The organism is Parapedomonas caeni (genome assembly GCF_041060555.1).
Classification (GTDB): domain Bacteria; phylum Pseudomonadota; class Alphaproteobacteria; order Sphingomonadales; family Sphingomonadaceae; genus CAUJIW01.
The window spans coordinates 71166-88040 of the sequence record NZ_JBEUDS010000015.1; the positions used below are offsets into that span (position 1 = coordinate 71166).

General features: G+C 67.7%; 16 protein-coding genes. 8 read left to right on the plus strand and 8 right to left on the minus strand.

The features are described from left to right. Window positions 1-5: 5 nt before the first annotated feature. The 8 genes from ABU113_RS11295 to ABU113_RS11330 all read left to right on the plus strand — a co-directional run bounded on the left by ABU113_RS11295 (window position 6) and on the right by ABU113_RS11330 (window position 9177). The gene (locus tag ABU113_RS11295; RefSeq protein WP_053555765.1) at window positions 6-3242 is read left to right on the plus strand and encodes an efflux RND transporter permease subunit; all 3237 of its coding nucleotides are present in this window, start codon (window positions 6-8) and stop codon (window positions 3240-3242) included. 97 nt (window positions 3243-3339) lie between these two features. Then, window positions 3340-3840 carry an SRPBCC family protein gene (locus tag ABU113_RS11300; protein WP_053555766.1) on the plus strand — a complete coding sequence of 167 codons (501 nt, stop codon included), beginning with the start codon at window positions 3340-3342 and terminating at the stop codon, window positions 3838-3840. Beyond that, the gene (locus tag ABU113_RS11305; protein WP_053555767.1) at window positions 3833-4441 is read left to right on the plus strand and encodes a cation transporter; all 609 of its coding nucleotides are present in this window, start codon (window positions 3833-3835) and stop codon (window positions 4439-4441) included. The genes ABU113_RS11300 and ABU113_RS11305 overlap by 8 nt, the downstream gene beginning before the upstream one ends. A 109-nt stretch (window positions 4442-4550) precedes the next feature. After that, window positions 4551-4793, plus strand: coding sequence for a TFIIB-type zinc ribbon-containing protein (locus ABU113_RS11310; protein WP_454559616.1), 243 nt, complete (start codon window positions 4551-4553; stop codon window positions 4791-4793). 145 nt (window positions 4794-4938) lie between these two features. Next, complete coding sequence (locus ABU113_RS11315) at window positions 4939-5307, plus strand: hypothetical protein (protein WP_235527046.1); 369 nt, start codon at window positions 4939-4941, stop codon at window positions 5305-5307. A gap of 54 nt (window positions 5308-5361) precedes the next feature. Next, window positions 5362-7893: a heavy metal translocating P-type ATPase gene (locus ABU113_RS11320; RefSeq protein WP_454559617.1), complete on the plus strand. Its 2532-nt coding sequence runs from the start codon at window positions 5362-5364 to the stop codon at window positions 7891-7893. A gap of 20 nt (window positions 7894-7913) precedes the next feature. After that, the gene (locus ABU113_RS11325; protein WP_083455517.1) at window positions 7914-8837 is read left to right on the plus strand and encodes a LysR family transcriptional regulator; all 924 of its coding nucleotides are present in this window, start codon (window positions 7914-7916) and stop codon (window positions 8835-8837) included. A 31-nt stretch (window positions 8838-8868) separates the two neighbouring features. Further along, window positions 8869-9177 (plus strand): hypothetical protein, encoded by a 309-nt coding sequence (locus ABU113_RS11330; RefSeq protein ID WP_053556405.1) that lies wholly within the window; start codon window positions 8869-8871, stop codon window positions 9175-9177. A gap of 15 nt (window positions 9178-9192) precedes the next feature. On the opposite strand, the gene ABU113_RS11335 is transcribed toward ABU113_RS11330, so the two are convergent. Genes ABU113_RS11335 through trbE form a run of 8 tightly spaced genes read right to left on the minus strand, consistent with a single transcriptional unit; the run spans window position 9193 to window position 16796 of the window. Then, window positions 9193-9417, minus strand: coding sequence for a DUF2274 domain-containing protein (locus tag ABU113_RS11335; protein ID WP_053555770.1), 225 nt, complete (start codon window positions 9415-9417; stop codon window positions 9193-9195). Then, window positions 9414-10622 carry a TrbI/VirB10 family protein gene (locus tag ABU113_RS11340; RefSeq protein ID WP_053556406.1) on the minus strand — a complete coding sequence of 403 codons (1209 nt, stop codon included), beginning with the start codon at window positions 10620-10622 and terminating at the stop codon, window positions 9414-9416. The genes ABU113_RS11335 and ABU113_RS11340 overlap by 4 nt, the downstream gene beginning before the upstream one ends. 14 nt (window positions 10623-10636) lie before the next feature. Continuing rightward, on the minus strand, window positions 10637-11653 hold the full coding sequence (gene trbG, locus ABU113_RS11345) for a P-type conjugative transfer protein TrbG (protein ID WP_053555771.1): 1017 nt from the start codon (window positions 11651-11653) through the stop codon (window positions 10637-10639). Beyond that, entirely contained in the window at window positions 11650-12333 is a 684-nt protein-coding gene (gene trbF / locus ABU113_RS11350; protein WP_053555772.1) for a conjugal transfer protein TrbF, read from the minus strand. The genes trbG and trbF overlap by 4 nt, the downstream gene beginning before the upstream one ends. A gap of 6 nt (window positions 12334-12339) precedes the next feature. Further along, complete coding sequence (gene trbL / locus ABU113_RS11355; protein WP_188236319.1) at window positions 12340-13647, minus strand: P-type conjugative transfer protein TrbL; 1308 nt, start codon at window positions 13645-13647, stop codon at window positions 12340-12342. 1 nt (window position 13648) lies between these two features. Next, the gene (trbK-alt, locus tag ABU113_RS11360) at window positions 13649-13951 is read right to left on the minus strand and encodes a putative entry exclusion protein TrbK-alt (RefSeq protein ID WP_053555774.1); all 303 of its coding nucleotides are present in this window, start codon (window positions 13949-13951) and stop codon (window positions 13649-13651) included. A 5-nt stretch (window positions 13952-13956) separates the two neighbouring features. Then, a complete protein-coding gene (gene trbJ / locus ABU113_RS11365; protein ID WP_053555775.1) occupies window positions 13957-14715 on the minus strand; it encodes a P-type conjugative transfer protein TrbJ in 759 nt (252 codons plus the stop codon). Next, window positions 14712-16796, minus strand: a complete 2085-nt coding sequence (gene trbE / locus ABU113_RS11370; RefSeq protein WP_454559618.1) for a conjugal transfer protein TrbE — start codon at window positions 16794-16796, stop codon at window positions 14712-14714. Before trbE ends, trbJ begins: the two co-directional genes overlap by 4 nt. Window positions 16797-16875: the final 79 nt, after the last annotated feature.

The following is a 16875-nucleotide window of genomic DNA, read 5'->3' on the forward strand; positions in this document are numbered from 1 at the left end:
CCGCCATGATCGACCGCATCGTCACATTCTCCGTCGAGCGCCGCTGGTTCATCCTGCTGCTGACGCTCATCGCCGCGGTGATCGGCGGCTGGGCCATCAGTCGCCTGCCGATCGACGCCGTTCCCGACATCACCAACAATCAGGTGCAGGTGAACATCACCGCGCCGGCGCTCTCGCCCGAGCTGGTCGAGAAGCAGGTCGCCTTCCCGATCGAGAACGCGCTCGCGGGCGTTCCCGGCCTTGAATACACGCGGTCGCTGAGCCGCAACGGCTTTGCGCAGGTCACGGCGGTCTTCTCGGATTCGACCGACATCTACTTCGCCCGCCAGCAGGTTGCCGAGCGGCTGCGGGTCGCCGAGGAAAGCCTGCCCGAGGGTGCGGTCCCGACCATGGGGCCGATCGCGACCGGCCTCGGCGAAGTCTATATGTGGACGGTCCATCTCGAACATCGCCGGGAGGACCGGCACCGGCCCGGCGAGCCGGGCATCCAGCCCGACGGCAGCTACATCACGCCCGAAGGCGAGCGGCTCGTCACCGAAGCCGACAAGGCGACCTATCTGCGCACCGCGCAGGACTGGATCGTCGCTCCGCTGCTCAGGAACACGCCCGGCCTCGCCGGCGTGGACTCGATCGGCGGCTATGTGAAGCAGTTCCAGGTCGTGCCGGACGTGCAGCGCCTCGCCGCCATCGGCATGAACCTGTCCGACCTCGCCCGCGCGCTCGAAGAGAACAATGTCGGCGTGGGCGCCGGCGTCGTGAACCGCGGCGGCGAAGGTCTGGCAGTCCGCTCGGACGCACGCATCCGCAATGTCGGAGAGCTGGCGAGCACCGTGATCGCGACGCGCGAAGGCGTGCCGATCCGGCTCGATCAGGTCGCACAGGTCCGCCTGGGACAGGCGATCCGCTACGGCTCGGCGTCTGAGAATGGGGAGGAGGTGGTTGTCGGCACGGCGATCATGCGGATCGGCGAGAACAGCCGCACCGTCGCCTCGGCGGTCGCGGAGCGCCTCACCGAGATCAACGCGTCGCTGCCGACCGATGTCGTGGTGCAGCCGGTGCTCGACCGCACGGCGCTGGTCAATTCCACCATCAAAACCGTGGCGAAGAACCTCACCGAAGGCGCGCTGCTGGTCATCGTCGTGCTGTTCCTGCTGCTCGGCAACTTCCGCGCGGCGCTGATCGCGGCGCTGGTGATCCCGGTCACGATGCTGATGACCAGCTTCGGCATGCTGCGCGGCGGCGTCTCGGCCAACCTCATGAGCCTCGGCGCGCTCGACTTCGGCCTGATCGTCGACGGCGCGGTCATCATCGTCGAGAATGCGCTGCGGCGCATCGCCGAGCGGCAACATCATCATGGCCGCACGCTTGACCTGGACGAGCGGCTGTCGGTGGTCGCCACGGCCGCCCGCGAGATGATCCGCCCCTCCGTCTTCGGGCAGGCGATCATCATCCTCGTCTATGTGCCGCTGCTGACGCTCACCGGCGTCGAGGGCAAGACGTTCACGCCGATGGCGCTCACCGTCATCATCGCGCTCGTCTGCGCCTTCGTGCTCTCGCTCACCTTCGTGCCGGCGATGCTCGCGATCTGGCTCTCAAAGCCGGTCGAGGAGAAGGAAGGCCGCATCATGTCCTGGCTCAAGCGCCGGTACGAGCCGGGTCTTGATCGGGCGATGAAGCGGCCGACCCTCACCATGGGGGTCGGGGTCGGCGCATTCCTCGCCGCGATCCTCACCTTCTCGTTTCTCGGCCAGGAGTTCCTGCCTCAGCTCGACGAAGGCGACCTCACCGCCCAGGTGCTGCGTATCCCCGGCACCTCGGTCGATCAGAGCCAGGCGATGCAGTCACGCATCGAACGGCAGATCGGGCGGCTGCCGGAGGTGCGGTTCGTCTTCTCCAAGACCGGCACCGCGGAACTCGCGTCCGATCCGATGCCGCCCAACATCTCCGACACCTTCATCATCATGAGGCCGCGCGATGAATGGCCCAACCCGAACCTCTCCAAGGCCGAGTTGGTGGCGAAGGTCGAGCGGGTGCTGGAAGGGCTGCCCGGCGGCGCGTTCGAGATCAGCCAGCCGATCCAGATGCGGTTCAACGAGCTCATCGCGGGCGTGCGGGGCGACATCGCGATCAAGGTGTTCGGCGACGACACCGACGCGATGACCGCGACCGCCAACCGCATCGCGGCGATCCTGCGCCAGACGCGGGGCGCGACCGATGTCCGGGTCGAGCAGACCGAGGGCCTGCCGATGCTCGACATCCGCCCGCGCCGCGACATCATGTCGAGGCTCGGCATCACCGCACAGACCGTGCAGGACACGATATCGGCGGCGATCGGCGGCCGCGACGCCGGGATGATCTTCGAAGGGGACCGGCGGTTCGCCGTGACCATCCGCCTGTCGGATGCGGCGCGCGCCGATCTGCAAACGCTCGGCCAGGTGCCGGTGCCCTTGCCGAACGGTGGGTTCGTCCCGCTGCAAAGCGTCGCCGAGATCGGCGTCACCGACGGTCCCAACCAGATCAGCCGCGAGAACGGCAAGCGCCGCGTGGTCGTCCAGGCGAACGTGCGCGGGCGCGACGTGGCGGGCGTCGTCGCCGACGCCCAGGCCGCGATCGACGCCCAAGTCCGGTTGCCGGCAGGGCAATATCTCGATTGGGGCGGCCAGTTCGAGAACCTCCAGTCGGCCAGTCAAAGGCTGATGCTGGTGGTCCCGGCCTGCTTCGCGCTCATCATCCTGCTGCTGTACGGGGCATTGGGCAGCGTGCGCGACGCGGCGATCGTGTTCACCGGCGTGCCGCTGGCGCTGGTCGGGGGCGTGCTTGCGCTGTTCCTGCGAGGGATGCCGTTCTCGATCTCGGCGGCGGTCGGGTTCATCGCCCTGTCCGGCATCGCGGTGCTGAACGGCCTGGTCATGGTCTCCTCGATCCAGGACCTGATGGCGCGAGGCATGGACCGGGCACGGGCCGCGCGCGAGGGCGCGATGATGCGGCTGCGGCCGGTCGTCATGACCGCGCTGGTGGCGAGCCTCGGGTTCGTGCCGATGGCGATCGCCACCGGATCGGGCGCGGAGGTGCAGAAGCCGCTCGCGACCGTGGTGATCGGGGGCCTCGTCTCGGCGACGCTGCTGACACTGTTCGTGCTGCCGACGCTCTATGCCCGCTATGGGCGCAAGGAGACGGACGTACCGCCACGGGAGGAGCGGCATGACACGCCGCCTTCCGATCCCGTCGAGGCTCCGCTGTGAGGCTCGACGATCATCGCACCAGCACGCCTAGCGTGCGGGCTGAGTGGCAGACGGCTTTGCCGTCCGCCCCTTGGGCCACCGAAGCGGCGCGCCGGCCATGAAGGAGACCACCTCCTTCGCCCTGACCATCACGCCGATCCGGGCGTGGACCCATATCGCCGATCTCGCTGCGTTCGCACTGTGGCATCCAAGCTATCGCTTTCGCGGCGTTGCTGCCCCTGACGCCGAGGTCGGTCTGACCTTCGGCATGCTCAAGGGAGAACTGCCGCTAAGAACCGAAGCCACGATCGTCGCCTACGAACGGGCACAACGGTTCGCCTGGCGGATCGGCCTCGGCGGGTTGTTCACGCTGAGCGAGGAATATGCGCTCGAAGAGGCCGGCCCGCAGACGCAGGTTCGCCATACGGTCAGGATGGAAGGCGCGCTGAGCCCGCTTGGTTATCTCGTGCGGCGAGGCCTGCGCAGATCGATGCGCGCGCAGGATGCGGCGCTGCTCCGCTACCTCACCAGGGAAGCGCGCGGCAGCAGCCTCACCATCAACCGCCAGCGCCGGCGTGCCCGCAAGGCCCAGCTCACCCGAAAGGCCGCCAATGACTGACCCTGCATCCGCGGGCGCGCCCGCCGAGCGCCGCACGCTCTGGATCGTGCTGATGCTCAACGTCGGGATCGCCTTGGCCTTCCTGATCGCTGGGATCAGTGGCGATTCCAGCGCGCTGCTCGCCAACGGTCTCGACAATCTCTCGGACGCGGCGGTCTACGCACTGAGCCTGATCGCGCTCAGCCGAGGCGCGAAATGGAAGACCCGCGCGGCCGCCGTGTCGGGGGTCATGCTCCTGATCTTCGCCGGCGGCATCATGCTCGATGTCGGACGACGTTACCTGCAAGGCAGCGAGCCGATCGGCATCACCATGATGGCGATGTCTGCGGTCGCGGCTGTGGTCAACTTCATCTGCCTCAAGCTCTTGCAACGGCTGCGCGAGCCCGACGTCAACCTGCGCGCCGCGACGACCTTCAGCTTCAACGATTTCATCTCGAACGGCGGAATCCTGATCGCCGGCCTGCTGGTCTGGTGGCTCGGCTCCAACTGGCCCGATCTGCTGGTCGGGCTGCTTGCCGCGGCCATCGCCGTCAAGGGTGGCGTCGAGATCCTGCGCGATGCGCGAGAGGAAGCGCGCCGGGACAGGGAGGCAAAGGAATGAGGCCTCCCACCATTCACTCCCCCCAAGCCGAAGAAGAAAGGATGCCATCATGGTAGAAGGCCGCACTTCAACGAGTCTGTTGTGTCCAGCCTGTCGCGTCGATCTCGTCATGAGCGAGCGCCAGGGCATCGAGATCGACTACTGCCCGCAATGCCGCGGCGTCTGGCTCGATCGCGGCGAACTCGACAAGATCATCGAGCGGAGCGCCGGCGACGAAGCGGCCCGCCGGTCGAGCGGCGGCCGGCTCGGCATGTTCGACGAGCATCGCGGGCGCGGCGATCATGACAGGAAGCACGGCTACGAGCGCGGCCATCATCGCCACAAGAGCTTCCTGAGCGAACTGTTCGACTGAGATGCTGTGGATTGGCCGCCGCACCACGGGCCCTTCGGGTGAAGGTGTGAGAACGGCCCGCGCCATGGGCGCCGCCCCCTTGAGCGCCCATGGCGAACGATTCCGGCGAGGATGGAGAGCAAGGACGCCGACGCGCGGTCGTCCTGTGCTCCTCGCGCTGGCTGGGCTCGCGCTTGCGCCCGGCCTGTCCGGCTGCTCGCCCGCTTCCAACGACAAGGATGCGGGCGAGCGGCATGACCGTCGCTCCGTCTCCAATCTCGTTGGCGAACATATCTATGCCTGCGCCGATGGATCGCGCGTGGACGCCGATTTCCTCGCCGACGGCCTGACCCTCGATCTCACGATTCTGCCGGATGGTCGTTCGGTGCGGCTGGTCGCGCCGGCCACCGGCCTCACCTTCGTGGGCGACAAGCTCAACGTGTCGCTCTCCGGCGGTGATCGGATGACGCTGTTGCGCCCCGATGCGCCGCCCCTGACCTGCACGCGGCTCAGGTCCAATACCGCACCGCCCTGACAGCGAGCCGCACGGTCCTCACCACAGAAGCGCGCCTCGCGAAGGAACCACGTCATGATCGAAAAGCTCCGCCTCGAAATCCCCATACTTCTCCCCGACGTCACCGATGCGGCCGATGCCTGCGTCGGCAGGCTCGTCGCGGCGCTTAAGGACCGGCCCGGTGTCGAGCAGGCGCATGTGGTCGCGGCCGACGCCGCCAGCCCTGCGACGCTGTGCGTCCATTTCGACCCGCAAGTGGTGACGCTCGCACGCATCCGCGAACTCGCCCATGCCTCGGGAGCGGAAATCGCGGACCGCTACGGGCATATCCTTTGGGAGGTCGATGGCATCGGTCACGCACGCCGCGCGCGCACGGTCACCGAAAGCCTTCGCGCCCTGTCCGGTGTGATCGAAGCGGACGCCTCGGCCGCCGGCATGGTGCGCATCGAATATGATCGCGATCAGCTCTCCCGAGACGACATCAGCGCTGAACTGACGAAGCTCGGCGCAACGCCCAGACCTGTGCCGGCGGCGGCAGATGCTCATGCCCGCCATGTCGATGGCCCTGCGCAACCGAAGCGGGAGCATGGCCCCGACGACGGTCACGATTACGCGCATGGCGGTCTGCTCGGGGCCAATACCGAACTGATCTTTGCGCTCGCCTGCGGCGCGACCCTGGGGATCGGATTCGCAATCGAGAAGCTGGTGGCGGGCGCGCCGGCCTGGCTGCCGTTTACGCTCTACGTGGCCGCCTATCTGTTCGGCGGCTTCTACACGCTGCGCGAGGCGATCGACAATCTCCGGCTGAAACGCTTCGAGATCGACACGCTGATGCTGGTGGCGGCCGCCGGCGCGGCGGCGCTCGGCGCCTGGGCCGAGGGCGCGCTGCTGCTGTTCCTGTTCAGCCTCGGCCATGCGCTCGAACATTATGCCATGGGCCGCGCCAAGCGCGCGATCGAGGCGCTGGCCGAACTGGCGCCGCGCACCGCTACCGTGCGCCGCTCCGACGGCGGCACGAGCGATGTTCCGGTCGAGGATTTGAAGGTCGGCGAAATCGTCGTCGTGAAGCCCGACGAGCGTGTGGCCGCGGATGGATTTGTCGTGAAAGGCATCACCGCCATCAACCAGGCGCCGGTGACGGGCGAGAGTATGCCGGTGGACAAGCGTCCCGTGCTGGATGATGCGGCCGCCCGCGCCGATCCCGACCGGATCGACGCGGCAAGCAGGGTGTTCGCCGGCACCATCAATGGCAGCGGTCTCGTCGAGATCGAGGTCACGCGCCTGTCCACCGAAAGCACGCTCGCCAAGGTGGTCAAGCTGGTCAGCGAGGCCGAAACGCAGAAGTCTCCGACGCAGCGGTTCACCGACAGGTTCGAGCGCTTCTTTGTGCCTGCGGTGCTGGCGCTGGCCTTCATCCTGCTGTTCGCCTGGGTCGTGGTCGATGAGCCGTTCCGCGACAGCTTCTATCGCGCAATGGCGGTGCTGGTTGCGGCAAGCCCCTGCGCGCTCGCCATCGCCACGCCCAGCGCCGTTCTCTCCGGAGTCGCGCGAGCGGCTCGGGGCGGCGTGCTGATCAAAGGCGGCGCGCCGCTCGAACTGCTCGGTTCGCTCGACGCGATCGCCTTCGACAAGACCGGCACGCTCACCAAGGGCGAGCCGCGCATCCATCAGGTCGTCACCGCGCCCGGCGTATCCAGGGAGGATATGATGGCGGTGGCCGTGGCGGTTGAATCGCTGAGCGATCACCCGCTTGCGCAAGCCATCGCGCGCGACGGGCGCGATCATATCGGCGAGCGTCAGGTTCCGCAGGCGGAGAGTCTGAAGAGCCTTACGGGCCGCGGCGTCTCGGCCGTCATCGGTGAGGACGAGGTTCTCATCGGCAAGGCCGAGATGTTTGGCGCCGACGGCATCGCTCCGCTCTCGCAGGGGATGCACGACATGCTCCCGCTGCTGCGCGAGACCGGCCAGACAATCATGATCGTCCGTCGCGGCGAGCGGGATCTAGGCGTGATCGGATTGCTCGACACGCCCCGTGAGGAAGCACGCGAGGCGCTCGAACGGCTGCGCGCGATCGGCATCCGGCGGATGATCATGATCTCCGGGGATCACCAGCTTGCTGCCGAAGCCATCGCTCGGGACGTGGGACTTGACGAGGCTTGGGGCGATCTCCTGCCCGAAAACAAGGTGGACGCGATCAAGAAGCTCCGCGCCGAAGCTAAGGTCGCGATGGTAGGCGACGGTGTGAACGACGCGCCCGCCATGGCGACGGCGACCGTGGGCATTGCGATGGGTGCGGCGGGATCGGACGTGGCGCTCGAAACCGCCGACGTTGCCCTTATGGCCGATAATCTCGACCATCTCCCTTTCGCGGTCGGCCTGAGCCGCCGGACGCGATCCGTGATCCGGCAGAATGTATTCGTCAGCCTTGGCGTGGTCGCGCTTCTCGTGCCGGCGACGATCCTCGGGCTCGGCATCGGACCTGCTGTTGCAGTCCACGAAGGCTCGACACTGCTGGTCGTGTTCAACGCGCTGCGACTGTTGGCCTATGCCGACCCCCAACAGAGGCGTGCTCGGTCGCCCGCGTCCCCGAGCAGCGCTGCGCGCTAGCGGATGTGAGACGCGAGCCGATGGCCTTCGACATCCGTCAACTGCGTTACGCCATTGCGGCGGCAGACCACGGCAGCTTCTACCGCGCTGCTCGTGCCCTCGACATTGAGCAGTCCACTCTCAGTCGCAATATTCTGAAGCTGGAGCGTGCCGTCGGCATGCCGATATTCGAGCGCTCCCGCGCTGGTGTTACCCCGACGCTGGCGGGCAGTGCCTTCCTGCGCGGATCGAGATCGATCGTCACCAATGCGGACAAGCTCGTCGCGATGATGCGCGCTGCCGGTCAGGGCCGTGCTGGAGGCCTTCGATTGGGGCATAACAGTTCGGTTTCGGCAGGCCATCTGCGCGCGACCATGATGAGTTGGAGCCAGGCGCATCCCGCTGTGGAAGTCGAGTGCGTCGAGGCTGACCGCAGCGTTTTGCTCGCAGGACTGGATACCGGCGAGATCGATATAGCCATCCTGATGGGCGCACTGGCCCACGAGGGTTTTCGATCCGAGCCGTTTTGGAGCGAACGAGTCCTGGTCGCGCTCCCGACGGCAAATCCACTGGCGGAATGCGAAATCGTGCATTGGACGGACCTGCGCAACGAACGCTTCCTGTTGCCCGCAGCCGATCCGGGCTCTGAAATTCGCGATCTACTGCTCGGAAGGTTGCCCGCGTCAGCGTCGAAGCCGGACATTCGAATGCACCAATCGAGCCGGGAAACGATCCTGAGCGTTTTGGGCGGTGGCCGCGGCGTCACCATTGTGTGCGAGGGCGCCACCGGCGCGGTTTATCCCGATGTTGTGTATCGTCCGATCCATGGGGAACAAGGCCCGGCGTTGATCGGATATTCGGGCTACTGGCGGGATGACAACTGCAATCCTGCGCTTCGGCGTTTCCTTGAATTCATCAAGACACGGTATGCTCTGTCTTTTGATTTTACCAAGGAATCTCAGTAAAATGGCTAGGCAGGTTTATGGAGTGACCACCATGTTTTCGGTTAGGACAATCGTCATCGTTCTGGTTACATTGCTCATCGGATTTGCGGGAGGTTTTATCTTGCGGCCCGTGATCGCGCCGATGCAACAGGCGGACGTCGACACGTTCACGTCGCCGGTAGCTCCAGCGTCCAGCCAGGCGCGCGGTACTCAGTATTTCATGTCGCATATAGACGAGGCGCGCCAAGTCGTGGCCGGCTGCCGCGACGGCACTGTGCGAGGCGGAGAATGCGCCAATGCCGAGGAGGCGATCATCAAGGTGGATGCGGAGGAGCGTCGGAGGCGCTTTCTCGGCAACTGAGCGCGCACAAGGTGGTCAGTTTTTCGCGTTGTGCCGTCCGCGTGCAAAACCCCGGTCGCTCGCCATGAACCGCGCGAGCATCGGCGCAATGAGCTTCTCGGGCGGCACGGCCTGAGCGCCGGTCTCTGCCGCGAGTGCGGCGGCGTAGGCAGTAAGATCGCGGTGAACGACGGCGGGTAGCTCGACAGTCACTTTGACAGGTCGGTCATCAGCGATCGCTCCGAGCTTCAACTTGGTCATCGCGTTTCACCTATTGGTTCGAGGACGAGGTCGCGGGTGACGATCACGCGCAGCGGATGGCCAGGCCGGATGGTGAGCGTCGGCTGCACGTTAAGCTGCCGACGCACGACCTGCTGGCCCGTCTGATTGATGGTCCCCTGCGTGCCCCAGCGCAGCGCTCGGCTCAGAGAGTCGTCGCCGCTGGTTGTGAGTTCGGATCCCACACCGAGAAGCGTCGAGATAGCAGCGGCCTTCAGCAGGTTGCCCCAATGCTGATTGACCTGATCCTGGAGGCCCGCGAACCCCGCGCCATCGGCGCCGGGCTGGCGCTCGAGAACGATCGAGCGGCCGTCCGGCATGATGAGCCGGTCCCAGGCTAACAGCACCCGCGTCTGCCCGGCTGCGATCTCGCTGTCATATTCGCCGATCAGCCGCGCGCCCTGCGGGATGAGCAGGATGCGGCCGGTCGGGCTGTCATAAACGTTCTGCGTGACCTGCGCGGTGATCTGGCCGGGAAGATCGGAGCGGATGCCGGTAATGAGGGCTGCGGGCACAATGCTTCCGGCCTGCACGATATTGGGCGATGCTGGCGCGCTTAGCCGCTCGACGCTCACCGTGCGCTGGTTCGACGCCTGCGCCATGAACGCCCGCTTCCCGGCCTGATCGCCCTCGGCGGCGGCCGCCTGCTGCTGCGCCGGCTGCGGCGCAGCCTGCCCCGGCAGGGCCACCGACGGGAGACCCGCCGTCCCGCTGTTGCCCGCATTGCCGCCGAGGAACACGCTGCTCATGCGAGCGGAGTCGCGCTCCTGCTGCGCGCGCTGCCGGGCAGCTTCCTCTGCTTGCGCGCGCGGGTCAGGCTGACCCGGCTGCGCGCCGACCGGCAGCACCGGCACATTCTCGCCGCGCTGCTGGGCGGACACGATCGGCCGGCCGAGATCGCCCGGAAGCGGCGGGCCGAGACGCGGCGCCTGCGCATAGTCCCGCGGACCCGACGTGATGGTCTCGGCCGTGGCGCGGCTCTCGGTATTGTAGAGTTCTTCCGCCTGCCGCTCGCTGGCCGGTTTGAGGGCGTAGATCAGCGAGCCGCCGATGCCGAGCCCGGCGACGACGCCCATGACGGTCAGCGCCTTGCGCGACAGCCGCATCACGCGCGGCGGGTCGCCCCTGAGCTGGAATGGCCTCGGATCGGCAGGAGCCGGCGACGGAGCCGGATCAGCGGCAGGCATGTCGGTGCGATCGTTCACGGCCGCCGCTCCCGTCCATCATTGCGCGCGATGCGGACGCGCTGCTCACTGCGCCGATCGCCCAGCCGCAGCTCTGCGGCGGCGAACAGGCGATCGACCACCATGTAGCGGCCCTGCACGCGGTAATTGACCAGCTCGGCGTCGCCGGCCGCACCGGCTACAAACAGCGGCGGCATCTCGCCCTGCGAGATCCCGGCCGGAAACTCGATGAAGACCTGTCGGCCATCGTCGAACGCGCGGACCGGACGCCACGGCGCTCGCTCGCCGTCGATCCGATAGCGGAAATTGAGCGCGGACACGTCCACGCCGCTCGCCACCGGCGCAGCGGTGGCTGCCGCCGCATTGGCGCTCCGCAGCGCGATGAGCTGATCCTGCGGGTAGGTCCAGGACACCGACGCCATGTAGGTCGAAGGCGTCGCGCGCAGTTCGAGGTGATAGGTGCGGCGGTCGGTGTTGATGACGAGGTTGGTTGCGATGTCGGGCCGCGTGGGCTTCGCGAGGATATGAACGCGCGCGGTCGGGCCGCTGCCGCTGATCGTGTCGCCGATAATCCAGCGCACAGTATCCCCGGCCGCGACCGGCCCCGGCCCGACGAGCTGCTCGCCTTCCTGCAAGGCAATGTCCGTCACCTGCCCGGGCGCGGTATAGACCTGATAGAGCGCACCATCGGTCCACGGATATTGCTGGATGGCGTTGAGGAACCCGTCGCGCACCGGCTGCACACGGGCGGCGGCGTTGGCGGCGCCGACGCGGCGGCGCGGATCGGCAGGCTCGGGCGGCGATGCGGATTCGCCGACCGGCTTCAACTGGCCGGGCAGCGGCAGCGGCTCGGGGATCGTTACCACCTCGACCGCGCGTGGCGCTTCGGGCGCGGGCGTCGCTGCGATCTCGCGTGGCGGATCGTCGTAGGCGATTGCGGGCGGCCGGGCGGACGTGGTGGCGCAGCCGGCGAGCGCGGCTGCGGAGGCGATCAGCGCCGCCGATGCGACGCGGGGAAACGGTGGGCGCGTCATTGCGACAGCTCCTTTGACCAGTTGAGGGCATTGACGAAGATGCCGAGCGGGTTCTTGCGCAGGGCGTCGGGCGTTCGCGGCGGCTGCACGACGACGGTGAGGATCGCCGACCAGCGTTCGGTGGCGGCAAGGCTGCCGTCCTGATAGCGGCGCTCGGTCCAGGCGACGCGGAAGCTGTCGGGCGACGCGCGGATCACGCTGGACACGTCCACCGCGACCTGCACGCGGCCGACATTGGCGAACGGGTCGTTGGCGCGGGCGTAATCGTTGAGCGCCAGCGCGCCGCGGTCGGTCGTGAAATCGTAGGCGCGGAGCCAGTTCTGGCGGACGATGACCGGATCGGCCGGGATGCTGCGCACCTGCTCGATGAACCGCGCTAGGTGGAACGCCACCTGCGGATCGGTCGGACGGTAGCCGGCCTCGGCCGGCGCGACCGCCTGCGCTTCGCCGAGCCGATCGACCTGCACGACCCACGGCACGATATGGCCGCGCGCGGACTGCCAGATCAGCCCGCCGGCCAGGCCGCCCGAAAGAGCGAGCGAGCCAAAGAAGGCGAGCCGCCAGTTCTTCGCCTGCACGCGGGCAGAGCCGATGCGGTCGTCCCAGGCTTGGGCGGCGCGCTGGTAGGGCGTCGTGGGTTCGGGCGTCTGCCCGTAGCGGATGGTGGGGCGTCGGAACATTGGCGGCTAATCCTTCTGGCTGAGATCGACGGATGCGCCGCTGCCGCCACCGTCACCGGAGCGCAGCGTGTGGGCGGCGACGGTCGCGCCGTGAGTCATGGTCTGGCGGCGCTTCATCGCGGCCGCCCAGGCGGGCGGACCGTCCGGCGACGGCGTTGGTGTTGACGGGTCGCCGGAGATCGTCCCGCCGGTGGCGGTCACGGCGGCGCGGCCGCCCGAGCGATAGCTGTCCTTGAGCGAGGCGGCCGCCCGGCGGAGCGGCGACATGGCTGCGCCTACGGCAGCCTTGCCGACGCCGCCGGCCCCACCCGCGACGGCGGCCGCGCCGGTCTTCCCGGCCGAGCCGAGCGCATAGGCGCTGCTGGCGGCCCCGGATGTGAAGGCCGCGCCGCGCGCCGCGCCGCCGATCGCACCAGCGACCGCACCGGCGCCAAGACGGGCGGCGGCCGCACCGCCGGCCAGCGCGCCGCCCGCGGCAAGCGCCGTGCCGGCCGCGGCACCCGCGCCGAGCGCAGGGCCGCCCGAGACGATGCCGTTGGCGATCGACGGGCCGAAGATGCCAAGCCCGAGCAGGCAGAGCGAGGCGAGCGCGACAGCCATCGCGTCTTCGATCGTCGGCTGCGCGCCACCGAAGCCGGCGCGGAACTCGTCGAACAGGGTCGAGCCGATGCCGACGATCACGGCGAGCACCAGCACCTTGACGCCGGACGAGATCACCAGCCCCAGCACGCGCTCGGCCATGAAGGCGGTCTTGCCGAACAGGCCGAACGGGATGAGCACGAACCCGGCGAGCGTCGCCAGCTTGAACTCGATCAGCGTGATGAAAAGCTGGATCGCCAGTATGAAGAAGGCGAGGATGACCAGCGCCCAGGCGAACAGCAGCACAGCGATCTGGATGAAGTTCTCGAAGAACGACACCCAGCCCATCAGATCGGAAATGGATTCGAGGATCGGCTGGCCAGCTTCCAACCCGACCTGCGCTACGCGGCCCGGCTGGAGCAGCTCGGCGGCGGTGAAGTCGGTGCCCGAGGCTTTCAGGCCGAGGCCGGAGAAGCTCTCGAAGACGATGCGGGCGAGGCTGTTCCAGTTGCCGATGATGTAGGCGAAGACGCCGACGAACAGTGTCTTTTTGATGAGGCGGGCAAGAATGTCGTCATCGGCGCCCCAGCTCCAGAACAGCGCCGCAAGCGTCACGTCGATGACGATCAGAGTGGTGGCGATGAACGCCACCTCCCCGCCGAGCAGGCCGAACCCGCTGTCGATGTAGCGGGTGAAGACATCCAAGAAACGATCGACGACGCCGGTGCCGCCCATGTCAATTCTCCTGCGGGGTGGCCGCATCGGCGATGCGGGCGGCGGGACGCGCGCCGGGCGCGAGGAAGCGGCGGCGGTTCTCGGCCCAGGCGCGGAGGCAATCGGGATCGCTCGCGCCGGCCGGTCCAAGCGATTGACACCGGCGCAGCTCGATCAGCAGCGGGTCCGTCGCCGGGGTTTCGGCGACGGTCGCCGGCGCCTCGCGCGCGGGTTCGGGCGGCCGGCTCATCTCGATCGCGGTCATAGTGATCGCGATGGCGACGAACACGATCGCGCCGATCCGGGCCAGGAGCTTGCTGTCCACGGGCGTCAATCGTGGAACATGCGCGCGTTGCCCGGCTGGTAGCCGGTGCGCGGGCTGAGGAACCGGCGGAGCTGCTCGCGGGCCTGCGCCTGCGCGGCCGCCCGCTGCGCCATGTCGAGCGACTGCGCCCGGCCCTGCGCCGCGACGAGCGCGGTCAAATCGGCTAGCTGCTGCGATTGCAGGGCGATGAGCTGGTTGCCGGCCTGGGCGGCTTGCAGCGCGCCATCGGCTGACTGGCTGGCGTTGACGAGCCGGTCGAGCGTGGTGCGCGAGCCGTCGATGTTGCCGACCACGCCGGCCTGCACTTTCAGCGCGTCCTCGAACGCGCCGACGCTCGCCTCCCAGCGGCTGCGGGCATCGGCGACGAGCGACTGATCCGAGCCGGACAGGTTGGTGCCCCGATAGCGTTGCGAGAACGCCTGGTCGATGGAGCGCACGTCGTAGGCGATGCGCTGCGCCTCGGAGAGAAGCTGCTGCGTGCGCTGGAACTGGCTCTGAAGCTGCTGAAGCTGACTGAACGGCAGCGAAGTCAGGTTACGCGCTTCGTTGAGAAGACTCGTCGCCTGGTTCTGGATTTGCTGAATCTGATTGTTGATCTGCTGGAGCGACCGGGCGGCCGTCAGCACGTTCTGCGCATAGTTGGTGGGATCATAGACGATCCCGCCGAACTGCGCGTAGGCCGGGGTCGCGGCAGTGATGCCGATGACGCCCGACGTGGCGAGGACGCCGGCCACGATGGCTCGGCGCAGGATTCTGGTCTTCATAGCGGTAACTCCTGCTGGCTGGGGGGAAGAAGCTCGATCGCCCAGGCGCAGCCGCGATGGCGCAGCCACTCAGCCGCGAAGGCGGAGGCGTCGTGGGTTTCGGTGATCTCGGCGATGCGGAGCTGGTCGGTCTTCGACGACGCGGCGGCGAACGCCAGCGCGACTTCGCCCAGCCCCAGCTCGAACAGGCGGTTTCCCCGCCGCGACTGGCAGTAATAGTCGCGCTTGGGAGTCGCCCGGCTGAGGATTTCGATCTGACGGTCGTTGAGGCCGAACCGTTCGTAGATCGCAGCGATCTGCGGTTCGGCGGCGCGCTCGTTCGGCAGGAAGATGCGCGTCGGGCAGCTTTCGATGATGGCCGGCGCGATGCTCGACGTCTCGATGTCGGCGAGGCTCTGCGTGGCGAACACCACGCTCGCGTTCTTCTTCCGCAAGGTCTTGAGCCACTCGCGGAGCTGCGCCGCGAAGGCCGGGCTGTCGAGCACCAGCCAGCCCTCGTCTATGATGATGAGCGTGGGCGAGCCGTCCAGCCGGCCCTCGATCCGGTGGAACAGGTAGGAGAGCACCGCGGCGGCCGAGCCGGCGCCGACCAGGCCCTCCGTCTCGAACGCCTGCACCGAGGCTTCACCAAGGCGCTCCGCCTCGGCGTCGAGCAGCCGGCCCCACGGACCGCCGATGCAGTAGGAAGCCAGCGCCTGCTTGAGCTGCTGGCTTTGCAAAAGGACGGAAAGGCCGGTGATGGTGCGTTCGCCGATCGGCGCGGATGCCAGCGAGCCGAGCGCGGACCAGATATGCTCCTTGGCCTGCGGATCGACCGCGACGCCTTCGGAGGCGAGGATCGCCGCCAGCCATTCGGCGGCCCAGGCACGTTCGGCCGGATCGTCGATATGCGCGAGCGGCTGGAGCTGCACGCCGTCACCGGCCTCGTCGGCCAACATCCCGCCGAGATCCTGCCAGTCGCCACCCATGCCGATGGCGGCGGCGCGGATGCTGCCGCCGAAGTCGAAGGCAAAGACCTGGGCGTTCTCGTAGCGGCGGAACTGCATCGCCATCAGCGCGAGCAGCACCGATTTGCCGGCGCCGGTCGGGCCGACGATCAGCGTGTGTCCGACATCGCCGACGTGAAGGGAAAACCGGAACGGGGTCGAGCCTTCGGTCTTGCCGTAGAGCAAGGGGGGCGCACCGAAATGCTCGTCCCGTTCCGGCCCCGCCCATACCGCTGACAGGGGGATCAGGTGGGCGAGATTGATGGTGGAAATCGGAGGTTGGCGGACGTTGGCGTAGGTATGGCCGGGCAGGCTCCCCAGCCACGCCTCGATCGCGTTCATCCCCTCGGGGATCACGGTGAAGTCGCGGCCCTGGATGACCTTCTCGACCAGCCGCAGCTTCTCGGCGGCGATGGCGGGATCGCGGTCCCACACCGTCACCGTCGCGGTGACATAGGCCATGCCGGCATAGTCGGCGCCCAGCTCCTGCAGGGCGGTGTCGGCGTCGGCGGCCTTGTTCGAGGCGTCGCTGTCGAGCAGCGTGGATGCCTCATTGGTCATCACCTCTTTCAAGATGGCCGCGACCGACTTGCGCTTGGCGAACCATTGCCGCCTGATCTTGGTCAGCAGCTTGGTCGCGTCGGTCTTGTCGAGCATGATCGCGCGGGTGGACCAGCGATACTCGAAGGCGAGCCGGTTCAGCTCGTCGAGCAGGCCGGGAAACGTCACGCTCGGGAATCCCGTGATCGTCAGCGTGCGGAGATGATGGTCGCCCAGGCGCGGCTCAAGTCCGCCGGTCAGCGGCTCATCGGCCAGCAGCGCGTCGAGGTGCATCGGTGTTTCGGGCACGCGCACGCGCTGGCGCCGGGTCGAGATCGTGCTGTGCAGGTAGGTCAGCGTCTCGGCGTCATCGAGCCAGCGGACCTCGGGCACGAAGCCTTCCACCAGGTTGAGAACGCGGTCGCTGCGATCGGTGAAGCTCTTGAGCAGCTCCCACGGATCGACGCCGGACGTTGACCGGCCTTCGTAGAGCCAGCCCTCGGCGCGGGTCGCGTCCGTCAAGGTGGTGTAATTTCGGCTGTGGCCGTGGGCCATCGTCAGGCGGCTTTGGCGGTGATGTGTAGGGGCTGATTTTCCTCCTCGATCATGGGTTGGTTGAGTTCGGCCATGCCTT

Bases quoted from the DNA above. Each gene is read 5' to 3' on its own strand.
- ABU113_RS11330 (WP_053556405.1), top strand. From the start codon at position 8,869: ATGTTTTCGGTTAGGACAATCGTCATCGTTCTGGTTACATTGCTCATC.
- ABU113_RS11320 (WP_454559617.1), top strand. From the start codon at position 5,362: ATGATCGAAAAGCTCCGCCTCGAAATCCCCATACTTCTCCCCGACGTC.
- ABU113_RS11305 (WP_053555767.1), top strand. From the start codon at position 3,833: ATGACTGACCCTGCATCCGCGGGCGCGCCCGCCGAGCGCCGCACGCTC.
- ABU113_RS11300 (WP_053555766.1), top strand. From the start codon at position 3,340: ATGAAGGAGACCACCTCCTTCGCCCTGACCATCACGCCGATCCGGGCG.
- ABU113_RS11340 (WP_053556406.1), bottom strand. From the start codon at position 10,622: ATGCCTGCCGCTGATCCGGCTCCGTCGCCGGCTCCTGCCGATCCGAGG.
- trbF (WP_053555772.1), bottom strand. From the start codon at position 12,333: ATGTTCCGACGCCCCACCATCCGCTACGGGCAGACGCCCGAACCCACG.
- ABU113_RS11310 (WP_454559616.1), top strand. From the start codon at position 4,551: ATGAGCGAGCGCCAGGGCATCGAGATCGACTACTGCCCGCAATGCCGC.
- ABU113_RS11325 (WP_083455517.1), top strand. From the start codon at position 7,914: ATGGCCTTCGACATCCGTCAACTGCGTTACGCCATTGCGGCGGCAGAC.
- ABU113_RS11295 (WP_053555765.1), top strand. From the start codon at position 6: ATGATCGACCGCATCGTCACATTCTCCGTCGAGCGCCGCTGGTTCATC.
- ABU113_RS11335 (WP_053555770.1), bottom strand. From the start codon at position 9,417: ATGACCAAGTTGAAGCTCGGAGCGATCGCTGATGACCGACCTGTCAAA.
- trbG (WP_053555771.1), bottom strand. From the start codon at position 11,653: ATGACGCGCCCACCGTTTCCCCGCGTCGCATCGGCGGCGCTGATCGCC.
- trbE (WP_454559618.1), bottom strand. From the start codon at position 16,796: ATGGCCCACGGCCACAGCCGAAATTACACCACCTTGACGGACGCGACC.
- trbL (WP_188236319.1), bottom strand. From the start codon at position 13,647: ATGGGCGGCACCGGCGTCGTCGATCGTTTCTTGGATGTCTTCACCCGC.
- trbJ (WP_053555775.1), bottom strand. From the start codon at position 14,715: ATGAAGACCAGAATCCTGCGCCGAGCCATCGTGGCCGGCGTCCTCGCC.